Origin of the sequence: Enterobacter sp. BNK-34 (assembly GCF_048684445.1) — a bacterium.
GTDB lineage: Bacteria > Pseudomonadota > Gammaproteobacteria > Enterobacterales > Enterobacteriaceae > Enterobacter > Enterobacter pseudoroggenkampii.
In genome coordinates this window covers 46,338-59,111 of sequence record NZ_JBLQUA010000002.1, presented here as the reverse complement: position 1 = coordinate 59,111, position 12,774 = coordinate 46,338, and the positions used below count along the sequence as shown (strand labels likewise).

The following is a 12,774-nucleotide window of genomic DNA, read 5'->3' as shown; positions in this document are numbered from 1 at the left end:
CTAGCAGGGTGTGGCTGACGCTCTGAAGCTAACGAAGATCCACCGAATGGATCTGAATGGTGAGGAATTGACTACGGTATGCAGATTATTGACTGCGGTATGAATCACAATAGGAACAGGGAAGGGTAATGAAATGCATTTCTCTGCATATCACAGTCAATATTATTGACTTTCAGGGTGTTGTATTACCGGGTTGTTGTACCAGGATTCATATTGTGTCATGTCAGTCGTCCATATGTACGGGATGCTGTCAGTTATTCCATATTTCGATCCAGTAATTGATCCTTAAGGAGATCATGGTGAGATCAAAAAGAGATCCCCGGATCGTGCAGCGCCCCGCTACGCCTGAGCCCGGAGACTGTCTACATTAACTGTGGTGTGTGGTATGTTGACTGTTATGTGCGGGATCACCTATTGCGGTATGCAATTGTATTAACTGGGGTATGTATTTCCGTTGACTGTGATATGCGTATATACTTTCCTTTGTGGATAACCGCGGGTTAATAAAATGGCTATGGAAAATAATGAGTTACCCCTGAATCTTCAGGAGGTCAACAAGACAACGGGCGAAGTTGTTAAGCTGGATGTCAACAGCGCCAGTACTGTTCAGCCTGTTGCGCTCATGAGGCTTGGTTTGTTCGTTCCTACCCTGAAATCAACCTCCAGGAGTAAGACGAACCGCAAAAACGTCACGGATGCGACTGAGGAGCTCGTACAGCTGTCCATTGCCCGGAGTGAAGGGTATACCGATGTCAGGATCACCGGATCGCGCCTCGATATGGATACGGACTTCAAAGTCTGGCTTGGGATCATCCGTTCAATGTATGATTTTGGCGTCAAGGACGACACGCTCAAGCTGTCTTTTGTTGAGTTCGTTAAAATGTGTGGTTTTGACTCCCGGCGCTCTAACAAGAAAATGCGCGACAGGATCAGCAACTCCCTGTTCAAGCTGGCATCCGTAACCCTCAAGTTTCAGAGTGAAACGAAAGGGTGGACTACGCACTTGGTTCAGTCAGCCTATTACGACATCACTGCCGATGTTGTGGAGATCAGGGCAGAGCCCAAGCTCTTTGAGCTTTATCAAATGGACAGGCGGGTCCTGTTGCGTCTGAAGGCCATCGATGCCCTGCAGCGCAAGGAATCCGCACAGGCACTCTATACCTACATCGAAAGCCTGCCACAGAATCCGGCCCCTATCTCCATGAAGCGTATGCGAGACAGACTCAACCTAACATCTAACCTCTACACGCAGAACCACACGGTGCGCAAAGCCATGGCGCAGCTGAAGGATATCGGCTATCTGGATTACACTGAATTCAAACGCGGCCGGGCCACCTACTTCAGCGTGCATTACCGTAATCCTAAACTCATTAGTAGCAAGGTCGTTGTTCCCCGTGAGCCGGAAGAGGAAGTACCTGAGCAGAACTATGACGAAGTGATTAAAGCCCTGAAGGCTGCAGGTATTGATCCTCAGAAACTGGCAAAAGCGCTCGCCAGCGTGAAACCGGAAAATGACTGAGATATGCCGTTCTAGGGTTTGTTGACTGTGGTATGCGTTCTGCATACCACAGTCAATTTATACTGATTCATCATCACCTTCAGGTTTTGCCCGCCTTGACTGCGATATGCGGATACGCCTACCGGGGTATTGATATTGACTGCGGTGTGTGGGAAAGCGGGCAGTCTGCTGAACATCTTCACTGCGATATGTTTCCCTTCATCACTCAGTCAATATTGTGCGTCAGGCCGGATGCCCTGAGCCCGGTACTTTCACAAAGGGTCTTAACCCGTCGAGATCAAAGGATTTCGGGGTCAGCGTCCGGGATTCACCGATCCGCACATCCGTGTTACAGAAAGTGGAGAACAGCATGTGATGGCACAGGTCCGGCATATAGAAGAGCAGGGCTTTCACTTCGGAGGCGAGGAGGTACGCCAGGGGGGCGACGGTTAAGGTGGCCATCCTTCTGAGTGCGACCGCGGTCGCAAAGTCAACCCCATGGGCTATCGGCAACAGTGAAATGCGTTCTGGTTAAATGGGGTAATGCCAGGATGAGCAGGATCGGAACGAGAAGGTAAATAATGAAGAAGAGCTAAAGTGTGCTACGTGAATTCCGGCTATGTACCCTGTCAGTTTTCACGTAACGCAAGATTAATTTATTATCGGATAAGTGGGTTTCGTTACAACTGTCTGTAAACGTAAAAAAATTTAGTTATCTGATTTTCAGCATTGCAACAGCATCAGCCTCTGCCATTGAAAATTGCACTCGATGCCGTGCCGCCACATCCAGGGCAAAAACCTTCGTATAGACCTCAGTCGAACTGACCGACTTATGTCCCATTAAGCTCTGCAGCACCTTAAGCGGAATACCGGCGTACAGCATGTGCATCGCGTAGCTGTGGCGGAACGTGTGCGGGGTCACCGGCACTGAGAACGTCACCCCGTCGGCGGCAGCCGCATCAACTGCTTCATTTATCCAAGTCCTGACCGTCCTGTCTGTGATTTCCCAGATCCGTGCCTTCTCGGTTCTGCCGGTGCGTTTATTACGGCGCTCCAGCGGAATTTTCAGGGTGGCCACCATCATTTCCAGCTGGCTGGCATACTGTGGATCGGAAAGTGGAACGATACGATGAGGCTGGCTACCGGCCGGAGCACGGCCGGCCGTTCTGGTGGCTTTTTCGGTCCGCTGTTTGAGCGTGGCCAGCTGCACGAAAGGGTAGGGCGGTGCCAGCGAAAAATCCCCACGCGTAAGCGCCAGGGCTTCATTGATACGCGCGCCGGTATTCCAGAGGGTTGCCAGTAGCATTTTGCGGTGGAGATCTGGCACGTAGTGGAGCAGGGCGCTCACTTCCGGCGCCAGCAAGTATTTTGGCAGTTCGTCCTGAACCAGAGCCATCTGACGAAGAGCAAGTGCTGCCGGATAGTCAATAGCAACCGGCAGTTGCATCGATGCCATGCCTCCTGGGGCAGAGAGAAAACCAGAGACAGCGGGCAAAGTCATGGTGAGTTACCTTTCTGAGCAGAGGAGGAAGTCGTTTTTACCTGGATAACGGGCATTATTACGCGGTGATGCGCGTATCTGATAACCCGTTCAAGAGCGCTCCCCCTGGCAATACACAACTTTGGCCATAATGACCAGGAATATTCTTCAAGCCGATCATCAGGCATTGAGTTCAGTATTCTGAGCTGGCGGGACAGGTGGATAGCTCTTATTCCCAGGCGGCTGGCCTGATTGTTCAGCTCAACAATACCATCGTCGTCATAGGGGGAGCTTTCAATAAAAGCAGAGCTCACTGCCGAAACGCCCTCTTCCCTGAGAACCTCAAGTTGCTGAATCTGGTATAAGAGAGCTTGAGGTAAGGATCGCCAGTCCCCAGCGACTGAGGCAAAACTTAGTTCGGGGATCTGAAAGTTTGCAGTGATGCGGGCCTCATCATCACGTTCACCTTCATCCTGTGCTGCATGTAAGCAACGCTGCGCAAATCGCTCCAGCAAAAAAACTAGACCGGTACTGATATAAAGGCGTTCACTTTCTAGTTTCGCAGATGCAGTTCTTTCCTCACGCTTACGGGTAAAATGATGAGTCAGACCCACGCCACCCAAGGCTGCACCTATCGACGAAACCGCCGTAATGATCTGCGGCCACAGGCTGGCACCTTCCTTCACCACCTTCACGCCTTCAGTCGCAATAAACCAGTCAGCCATATGTGTCCCTTTATTGATAAATCCCGCCCGTGCGTTTTTACCGACCGGGTTCAGAATCCGTCCTTCATTCGCCGCTGCACTGACAGCCAGGTGAGCTCTTCCAGCCCGTCCGGGACGATCCGCTCCGGATTGGTGTAGATGGCGCTGGCATCCCCGGTCAGCCACCAGGAGCCGGAGGCCCGGATACGTTCGGCCACCGTCAGGCCGTCCCAGGTCACAATCAGCCAGGTGTGCACGCCATGATCCTCAGGGGGGCGGAGCCAGAGTCGCTGATGGCCGAGGGCGGTCAGCGCCCGCCAGACGGTTTCAAGTGAAACCGGGACGCGCTCGCTTTCGTGGAGGGATTTATTCATGTGCAACAGTCACTATTGGTTATTGTTTTCGTGACATCCCTGATGATGATCGTCCTTAAATTACCCTGTCGTAATCATTACTAATATGATAAAAAGCCTGCGTATAGCAACTCTTGTAAATTACCGGACGCCCGTTTCAGGGTGATCCGACTTTCATGAATATAGCAACTTTCCGGAAGTTTACCACGCACACGGAATAACCACACCGCCCTTTTATGGGGGTGAGCGGGCGGTCACGGGGCAGGGCAGGAACACAACATATAGCGTCATTCGCAGCTGAAGGTACCGCTACATCTTGTGTCATGGGGCCGCTGCGCGCCTGTGGGTTCTGAAAGATCCGGAACTACCTTTTTTCGGATCTCAGCGGAAAAAGAGAAGAAAGCGTATAGGTCATGCATATCCATATGCCTGACATCTGCATAGGTAATGCATACGCATATACTCACCATCTGCATATGCTTTACCTATACAGATCTGTTCCGGAGGCATATACTTCACCTATGCGGGAATACTCCCTGGCACACTCAGCATATGAGGAAAAACCATGCGCACAGTCTCTATTTTTAAAAACGGCAACAACCGCGCCATCCGTCTGCCCCGCGATCTGGATTTTGAGGGGGTGAGCGAGCTGGAGATCGTCCGGGAAGGGGACAGCATCATCCTGCGTCCCGTCCGGCCGACCTGGGGCTCGTTCGCGCAGCTCGAAAAAGCTGACCCGGACTTTATGGCGGAGCGCGAGGACGTTGTCAGCGACGAAGGACGGGTTAACCTGTGAACAAAATCTATATGCTCGACACGAACATCTGCTCGTTCATCATGCGCGAGCAGCCGGAAGCCGTGCTGAAGCGCCTGGAGCAGGCGGTGCTGCGGGGTCACCGCATTGTGGTTTCGGCCATTACCTACGCCGAGATGCGCTTCGGCGCCACCGGGCCGAAGGCCGCGCCGCGTCACGTCCAGCTGGTTGACGCGTTCTGCGCCCGCCTCGATGCCATCCTGCCCTGGGATCGCGCCGCGGTGGACGCCACCACGGAGATTAAGGTGGCGCTGCGCATGGCCGGCACGCCGATTGGCCCGAACGACACGGCGATTGCCGGACACGCCATCGCCGCCGGCGCCGTGCTGGTGACGAATAATACGCGGGAATTTGAGCGGGTGCCGGGTCTTGTGCTGGAAGACTGGGTAAGATAACGCTGAAAACAATACAGGCGGTCTGGCGCTGCCGGACACTCTTTCAGTCAGCGGTATATAAAGGAATAAAAGATGCCTCTGATCACGCGGCTTATGCTGCAAAACTTTAAAAAGTTTCCGGAACTGGACCTGCGCTTCACTCATGACCGTAACATTCTGGTCGGGGACAATGAGTCCGGGAAAAGCACGATTCTGCTGGCCCTTGACCTTGTGCTGAGTGACAGCCGGCACCGGGTCGAGGCACTGGGTGTGGAATCGCTCCTGTCCCAGTCAGCCGTCAGGCAGTTTCAGGAAGGTGAGCGCCGCGCCGATCGGTTACCCGTGCTGACAGCTGACGTTTTCCTGAGTAACGGGGGAGATCCTGACCTGAACGGCAGGCAAAATCTGGCGGGTATCGATGCGGATGGTCTCAGAATGCGCATTGCACCCATGACGGAGGAATACGCTCAGGATATTCACCATGTCCTGCAGCAGGATCCCGATAATTTTCCCTATGAATACTATTCCGTGCGGTTCAGCACCTTCTCCGGCGGTCATTTCGCCGGCTTCAGACGCTATCTGCGCCATCTGCTGTTAGACAGTGCACGCATCGATAACGAGCACGCCGCACAGGAATATACGCGCACGGTTTACAGCGTCAATGTGCCGGTGGCCGATCGGTACCGGCTTGAAAACAGTTACCGGCAACAGAAAATGCACTTCTGCACCCGGCATCTGTCCGCCATAAACGACACGCTGGAAACGTATCAGTTTGGCGTGCGTTCCGGTGCCAAATCAGGTCTTGAGGCGAATCTGGACATTACCGAGGACGGTATTTCCATTCGTCACCGTGGAAAAGGAAGGCAGTGCTTCATCAAAACGGAGTTTGCACTGCAGCGGCATCAGCAGCAGGGAGAGCTCCACGCACTGTTGCTTGAGGAGCCGGAGAATCATCTCAGCCATGTCAGTATGAAGAGGCTGGTTAATCAGCTTGCCGCTGAACGGCAGACGCAGGTGTTTATTGCCACACACAGCAGCCATATCTCCTCCCGCCTCGATCTGCGTAAGGCAATCCTCCTCGGGCCTGCCCGGCCGGTACTGATGAATGAACTTTCCGCTGAGACTGCCGCCTTCTTTATGAAAGCACCGGATAATAACGTGCTGGAATTTGCGCTGGCCAGACGTGTGCTGCTCGTGGAGGGGGATGCTGAGTTTATTCTGATCGAGGCCTTTTATCGCCGCCTGTATGGCAGGGCGCCGGAGGATGACGGGGTTCACATCATCGCTATCGGCGGAACGAGTTTCCGTCGTTATCTTGAGCTGGCCCGTCTTCTGGAAAATCGCGTCGCGGCCCTTCGTGATAATGACGGCAACTACCAGCAAAATTGCGATGAACGCTATGCTGACGTGCTTTGTTCCCGCACCCGGGTATTTGCCGATCGCGACAACACCCGATCCACATTTGAAATCTGCCTGTATCAGGATAACGCTGGTCTGTGTGATGCGCTTTTCCGCGGAACCCGCCGGACACTCACGGTGCAGGAATACATGCTGGCCAATAAGGCAGAAGCAGCATTCCGGCTGTTACAGCTGCACGCCGAAGAGCTGACAGTACCTGATTATATTCAGAGGGCACTGGCATGGATAAGAGAGTGATATTTGCGGTTGCCGGCTCGGGCAAGACCACGCTGCTGATACGACGGTTGAGTGAGGACCGGCGGACGCTGCTCCTGACCTTCACAGTGAATAATGAAGCGCATCTGCGGGCGCAGATTATCAGACGTTTTGGCTTTATCCCGGACGGGATCAGGGTGATGACCTGGTTTGAGTTTCTGCACGGTTTTTGCTTCCGGCCTTTCCTGCAGGAGCAGCTGGCATCGCGTGGCCTGAGCTTCGACCAGCCCCCACCCGGAATACCGCGCACGAATGCCCGGCATTATCAGGATCCCGCCGGACGGCTGTATCACCGGCGGCTCGCACACCTGCTGACAGCCCGGGGGCTGCTGCCGGATATCCGTACCCGGCTTGCCCGTTACTACGATGAACTGCTTGTCGATGAAGTCCAGGACTTTGCCGGACATGACTTTAATTTTCTGCTGGAGCTCTGCCGCGCGGAAATCACTGTGCTCTGTTGCGGCGATTTTTATCAGCATACCTTTGACACAAGCCATGACGGCAACGTTAATTCAACGCTGCACGATGACATTACGCGATATGAGGCCCGCTTCGACGCAGCCGGTTTCACGGTTGACCGGGACACGCTCAACCGGACATGGCGTTGCTCGGCTTCAGTGTGCGAGTTTATCACCGGGCAGCTGAACATCCGTATCGCTGCCCATGGGACACATGCCACCCTGATTGAAACGATCGCAGATGCAGAGCGCGCTTCCACCCTGCACGCTGATAATACGGTGATTAAGCTCTTCTATCGTGAACATCACCGTTACGGCTGTTACTCGCTGAACTGGGGCGTCAGTAAAGGGCTCGACCACTTTCAGGATGTCTGCATTGTGATGGGACCCACACACTGGAAGCTTCTGAATCGTCAGGAACTGGCAGCCCTTCCGCCGTCGTCCCGTAACAGGCTGTACGTGGCATGCTCACGGGCGCGCGGCAACATTTATTTTGTCTCAGAAACTCATCTGCGCCGATTCAGGGTCTGAATCAGTTGATCCTCCATTGCGCAATATCCAGTAAAACAAGCTCTTCTTGGCCGCACACACCTGTATTTCGTTCAGATTCGGAAGGGATTTCATAAGCACTCCGGATGTAGTAGACAACGCCTGTTTCTGCGTGTAATCTACCATCTAGTTGATTGGTTGATTTTCAATTAATCATTAATTAAATCCGCACTGTATCTCAGGAGTTAAAATGACTGATTTAAAAAAACCTTTTGCTGACGCTAATGTTATTCGCGGTACACGAGAAGCTATTCGCCAGCATCCAGAACTGGGCAATCTCACCTTTAACATGAAGAGTAAATCCAACGGTGGAGTATCCGTCCGAGTGGAAACTCATGCGACTATCCAGAACGGCAAGGTTGATACCAGTCGCTCCGGAAAATTTGCTAATGTTGGCGATGAACCTGCTGATTTATCGGGTACTGATAGCGGTATGGGCCCAGCTGAATACATTTTGCAGGCACTTGCCGGTTGTTATACCGCGACTCTGACTGTGATGGCGGCAGAAAAGGGCATTGAACTTGATGGTATTGAACTTGACCTGAATTTCGACATTAATCTGAACGGTTTCCTGGGTCTTGACGAAAAAGTTCGCAACGGGGCGAAAGCGATCCGTGTTGGCGTTAAGCTCTCCAGTCCGACCGCCAGCCGTGAACAGCTTGAAGAAATGGTTCGTGCTCTCCCAGAAAGCTCGCCGATCCACGATACCCTGGCGAACCCGGTCAGTATTGATACCCGGTTGGTGTAGGTAAAACTCAGAGAGGGAAATGCCTGAACACTGTCATTTCCCTACTGCCTGATGGCTATTAACTCCGACCAAAACGCGTTATCAGAGAAGGTTAAATTACTGTTGTGAACTGATGTCCCCTTGCAGGGAACAACAGGCGCAGATAATATCTACCAACTAGTAGATTATAATTGTGAGGATTATATGTCAGTCATGACACGAGAAAGGCTTCTGAATGAAGCGGACCATCTGATGCGCGAACGGGGTTACTCTGCATTCAGCTATGCTGATTTGTCAAAGAGTATTGGTATCACTAAGGCCAGTATTCATCACCACTTCCCAACCAAAGACGTTTTGGGCGAACAAGTGGTGATTCAGGCCCATACCGATACCAAAAACCGATTTGAACAGATTGAAAAGACGGAGAATACGGTTGCGCAGATGCTTACCGCTTACGTGGAGCTTTTCATCGAGAGCTATCGCACGTCGCGTATGCCGCTGTGCTGTGCTTTGTCTGCGGAAATGGCCAATCTGCCACCGAATATCAGAGTTCAGGCGACCGAATATTTCGATATGCAGATTGCCTGGTTGACCAAAATTGTCAGCCGTGGCGTTGATGCAGGGGAACTGACTGCTGACTTGCCGCCATCAAAAATGGCGCTGCTTATTTTGAATTTATGCGAGGGCGCTAGCGTTGTTTCCCGGGCGATTAATAAGCCTGAGCTTTTCAACGATACGCTTGAACAGATCCTAATGATTGTTAAAAGAAAATAATTCTGGAGATGACCCCATGTTAGATTGGAATGAATACCGCTCAGAAGTGATGCAACGTGTTGGTGATCTGGGTAAGCTGACCCCGGAAACGCTAAAAGGCGTCATGGCTTTGGGCAACGCCGGCAATAAGACCAACCTTCTGGGCGCGAAAGTGCGTGAACTGATTGCACTGGCATGTGCGGTGACGACTCGCTGTGATGGTTGCATCGCCGTCCATGCCGAAGCTGCCGTTAAAGCTGGCGCCACAGAAGAAGAAATTGCTGAAGCCCTGGGTGTGGCGATCAACCTGAATGCAGGCGCTGCAGTTGTCTATTCAGCACGTACGCTGGATGCGATTAAGCAACTGAAAGCGTAATAGTTATCGCGCTGAAAATATAAAAGGGCATGACTGCCCTTTTTTCACTTCTGACAGACATTGTCATCATGCTCTCTGGCATTAGGTCTGATATGGCTTTCATTGCACCTTTTCAGAACGAAAACAGACTTTATTTCTCGTTAAACACATTTCTTACCCATTCGGCCAAAGCCTGAACGCCCGGTCGGTTAAGGTTTTCTCGTGGCATAATGAGGTCATATCCTCGCCCGGCGGGTATTTCTATTTCAAAAGGGGCGACCAGTCGGCCCTCATCGAGGTAATGTCGAATGAGTCGTTTTCTGCCCATGATGATACCGCCGCCATTGAGTGCCGCTTCAATCGACATCTGACAATTGTTGAAGCTTAAAAAATTATCTTCAACGGGCAGGTTTTTGCCAGACTCCCTGCACCATTCTCGCCATTCTGAAAAAACATTCTGGGAGTCAACGGATTCAGAGGTATGAATGAACGGGACTTCAGCTAACCAATGGTTTGCTTGCCTGATTTTTTTTGCAAGAGATGGAATACAGACGGGAACCAGCATCTCTTCAGATAACCGTTCGCAGTAGAGATCGGGGTATTTCAGATTACTGTAGTAGATAGCGACATCTACCCGTTCAAGATTAAAATCTACCAGACCGGCCCTCACTCTGAAATTGATATTCAGCCCTGGCCACCGTTCGGTAAATACCGGTAAGCGTGGCATCAGCCAGAGAAAAGCGAAGGTAGGTGGAAGGCCGACAGACAAGGTTCCTCTCAGCCCCTGCACGCGAATATCTTCTATTTCATCACTGATGCGTTTAAGTGAAAACGCGAGTACGCCAAGTAAACGCTCCCCTTCATCGGTCAATTGAAGTTTTCTGGTCATTCTGATAAACAGTCTGAATCCGAGCATGGATTCAAGAGAACGAATGCGCTGGCTAACGGCCCCTTGTGTCAGATTGAGGGTTGTCGCCGCCTTAGTAAAGCTCATATGCAGTGCTGCCGTTTCAAACGTATGCAATAGTGCCAGTATGTTCTGTTGAGCGAGCATTCATTATTTTCCTTCTTAATTTTTCTTATGCATTATTTACAGTAATGCATACCCCGGAATTGATCGTTTGTCCACTAAGCCCCTTGTCCTCTTTAATTGGCCCAACAGACGTCCTGACAACAACGATGAGGGGAATATCTAATGAAGGGTCTTAAGTTAGTGGTTATTGGAGCGGGTTCAAGCTACACACCTGAACTGATGGAAGGCATTATCAAGCGTCAAAATGAATTTCCGATCCGCGAGTTATGGCTGGTTGATATTGAGGATGGCCGTGAAAAAATGGCGATCATTGCGGGCCTCACCCGACGGATGCTGGAAAAAAATGGGCTGGATATACCGGTTTATGAAACCCTTGACCGCACAGAAGCACTGCCCGGTGCCGATTTTGTTTGTTCTCAGTTCAGGGCCGGTTGCCTGGAAGCACGGATCAGCGACGAAAGGATATCGCTGAAATACGACATGATCGGTCAGGAAACCAATGGGCTGGGTGGGTTTGCCAATGCATGCCGCACTATCCCGATTGCATTGGCTATAGCGAAAGAAATGGAACAACTGTGCCCGGATGCCTGGTTGCTGAACTTTACCAACCCGTCGGGAATGGTCACTGAAGCGATACTGAAATACAGCAAAGTCAAAACCGTAGGGCTGTGCAATGTGCCTGTTATCATGCAAAAAGGTATTGCCAGTGCTTTAGGTGTCAGTGACATCAATGAATTTATCATGCAGGTCGCGGGACTTAATCACTTCATTTTTGCGCGCCATATTTTTCATGAAGGTAAGGATAAGCTGCCTCAGGTTATTGAGCTGATTTCAGAGGGGAATGATCCGTTGGTGCCTAAAAATATTCCTCCTTTCAAATGGCCGGATCGGTTGTTGGCGAATATGGGAATGATACCTTGCCCCTACCTGCGTTATTACTACATGAGCGACGACATGTACCGTCAGGAGCTTGGCGAAGCACAAGGGGAAGGGACTCGTGGTGAGATCGTAAAGGAGCTCGAAAGAGAACTATTCGAAATTTATCGAAACCCGGAACTCGCCGAGAAACCGAAAGCGCTGGAAGGTCGGGGAGGGCAGTACTATTCGGATGCGGCATGTGAATTGATGAGCGCAATATATAACGACAAACGCATCATCATGCATGTCAATACGCGAAACGATGGTGCGATTGCGGGCCTGCCGGATGACTGTGCGGTTGAGGTCAGTTCAATGATCACCCGTTCAGGACCTATACCACTGAATGTCGAACCTTTCCCGGAAGATGTACTTCGTCTGATTCAACTGATGAAAAGCTTTGAGCAATTGACCATTGAGGCAGCCATCAGTGGTAATCGGTATACGGCATGGCGCGCCTTGGTTATTAATCCCCTGGTCAAAAGCGGTCAACTGCTTGAAAATGCATTGGATGAAGTGATCGAACATAACAAAGCGTTGATGCCGGCCTTCCAGCGCAATAAATAACGCTAAGCAGACTGGTCGGTTATTTTATAACAAAGCGGTTATCACTCTGAACGAGGGGGAACCGCTTGCCGATGATGCATCAGACCGCTAAGAGACTTTTTTAAACATAGATAAAAAGGCATTACTGCCCTTTTTTCAGCTCTGACAATGCTTGCTGATAAAACCCTGCCGATTTAACACCCGGTATACGCTGGACCAACTGCCCATCCTTGAACATCAGTACGGACGGCAGCCCCCAAATTTCATATTTGGTGGTCAGCACCGGTGCCAGATCCACATTCACTTTGCCGACTTTGACGTCGCTTTCAGTCTGCTCGGCAAAATGGTTAAAAATGTCTTCGCTCATCTGGCAAGGCGGGCACCAGGGGGCAGAGAAGCGCACCACCGCAACCCCTTCATACCTCTCGATTTCTCTAAAATTATCTTCATTGTAAAGGGCTAATTCACGCATCATTCACTCCTGTACGTTGTAACTTGTGAACAATTCTACCTACCAGTTGATAGAATTAATTAACATAAA

The 12,774-nt window shown here is 51.2% G+C and carries 14 protein-coding genes and 1 pseudogene; 9 read left to right on the top strand and 6 right to left on the bottom strand.

The window, feature by feature from the left end; translation table 11 throughout:
* The first annotated feature begins 508 nt into the window (after window positions 1–508).
* A complete protein-coding gene (locus ACMGG5_RS24145; RefSeq protein ID WP_045334592.1) occupies window positions 509–1,519 on the top strand; it encodes a RepB family plasmid replication initiator protein in 1,011 nt (336 codons plus the stop codon).
* Window positions 1,520–1,765: 246 nt separating this feature from the next.
* Here ACMGG5_RS24145 and ACMGG5_RS24140 read toward each other — a convergent pair.
* The 4 genes and pseudogenes from ACMGG5_RS24140 to ACMGG5_RS24125 form a co-directional block, all read right to left on the bottom strand.
* Window positions 1,766–2,020, bottom strand: a pseudogene (locus ACMGG5_RS24140) (site-specific integrase); the annotation flags it as partial.
* A gap of 190 nt (window positions 2,021–2,210) precedes the next feature.
* Complete coding sequence (locus ACMGG5_RS24135) at window positions 2,211–2,954, bottom strand: site-specific integrase (protein ID WP_047366186.1); 744 nt, start codon at window positions 2,952–2,954, stop codon at window positions 2,211–2,213.
* A 41-nt stretch (window positions 2,955–2,995) separates the two neighbouring features.
* A complete protein-coding gene (locus ACMGG5_RS24130) occupies window positions 2,996–3,703 on the bottom strand; it encodes a hypothetical protein (protein WP_052685521.1) in 708 nt (235 codons plus the stop codon).
* Between the two features lie 50 nt (window positions 3,704–3,753).
* Window positions 3,754–4,056, bottom strand: coding sequence for a hypothetical protein (locus ACMGG5_RS24125; protein ID WP_047366185.1), 303 nt, complete (start codon window positions 4,054–4,056; stop codon window positions 3,754–3,756).
* A gap of 544 nt (window positions 4,057–4,600) precedes the next feature.
* Between ACMGG5_RS24125 and vapB the strand changes: the two genes are divergently transcribed.
* From vapB to ACMGG5_RS24090, 7 genes are all read left to right on the top strand, one after another.
* Window positions 4,601–4,831, top strand: coding sequence for a type II toxin-antitoxin system VapB family antitoxin (vapB, locus tag ACMGG5_RS24120; protein ID WP_007853351.1), 231 nt, complete (start codon window positions 4,601–4,603; stop codon window positions 4,829–4,831).
* Window positions 4,828–5,244, top strand: coding sequence for a type II toxin-antitoxin system VapC family toxin (locus ACMGG5_RS24115; RefSeq protein WP_007374381.1), 417 nt, complete (start codon window positions 4,828–4,830; stop codon window positions 5,242–5,244). Before vapB ends, ACMGG5_RS24115 begins: the two co-directional genes overlap by 4 nt.
* A gap of 72 nt (window positions 5,245–5,316) precedes the next feature.
* Window positions 5,317–6,879 (top strand): ATP-dependent nuclease, encoded by a 1,563-nt coding sequence (locus ACMGG5_RS24110; protein ID WP_119916852.1) that lies wholly within the window; start codon window positions 5,317–5,319, stop codon window positions 6,877–6,879.
* Window positions 6,864–7,886: a DNA helicase UvrD gene (locus tag ACMGG5_RS24105; protein WP_233396712.1), complete on the top strand. Its 1,023-nt coding sequence runs from the start codon at window positions 6,864–6,866 to the stop codon at window positions 7,884–7,886. Before ACMGG5_RS24110 ends, ACMGG5_RS24105 begins: the two co-directional genes overlap by 16 nt.
* A 208-nt stretch (window positions 7,887–8,094) precedes the next feature.
* Window positions 8,095–8,652: an OsmC family protein gene (locus ACMGG5_RS24100; RefSeq protein ID WP_007374384.1), complete on the top strand. Its 558-nt coding sequence runs from the start codon at window positions 8,095–8,097 to the stop codon at window positions 8,650–8,652.
* 183 nt (window positions 8,653–8,835) lie between these two features.
* Complete coding sequence (locus ACMGG5_RS24095; RefSeq protein ID WP_042936984.1) at window positions 8,836–9,405, top strand: TetR/AcrR family transcriptional regulator; 570 nt, start codon at window positions 8,836–8,838, stop codon at window positions 9,403–9,405.
* Window positions 9,406–9,421: 16 nt separating this feature from the next.
* Window positions 9,422–9,760: a carboxymuconolactone decarboxylase family protein gene (locus ACMGG5_RS24090; protein WP_007374386.1), complete on the top strand. Its 339-nt coding sequence runs from the start codon at window positions 9,422–9,424 to the stop codon at window positions 9,758–9,760.
* 130 nt (window positions 9,761–9,890) lie between these two features.
* Here ACMGG5_RS24090 and ACMGG5_RS24085 read toward each other — a convergent pair whose 3' ends face one another.
* Window positions 9,891–10,793 (bottom strand): LysR substrate-binding domain-containing protein, encoded by a 903-nt coding sequence (locus ACMGG5_RS24085; RefSeq protein WP_045334639.1) that lies wholly within the window; start codon window positions 10,791–10,793, stop codon window positions 9,891–9,893.
* A gap of 141 nt (window positions 10,794–10,934) precedes the next feature.
* Between ACMGG5_RS24085 and ACMGG5_RS24080 the strand changes: the two genes are divergently transcribed.
* On the top strand, window positions 10,935–12,254 hold the full coding sequence (locus ACMGG5_RS24080; RefSeq protein WP_007374388.1) for a 6-phospho-beta-glucosidase: 1,320 nt from the start codon (window positions 10,935–10,937) through the stop codon (window positions 12,252–12,254).
* Window positions 12,255–12,375: 121 nt separating this feature from the next.
* Here the strand turns inward: ACMGG5_RS24080 and ACMGG5_RS24075 are convergent, their stop codons facing one another.
* Entirely contained in the window at window positions 12,376–12,705 is a 330-nt protein-coding gene (locus ACMGG5_RS24075; RefSeq protein ID WP_126488735.1) for a thioredoxin family protein, read from the bottom strand.
* Between the last annotated feature and the right edge of the window lie 69 nt (window positions 12,706–12,774).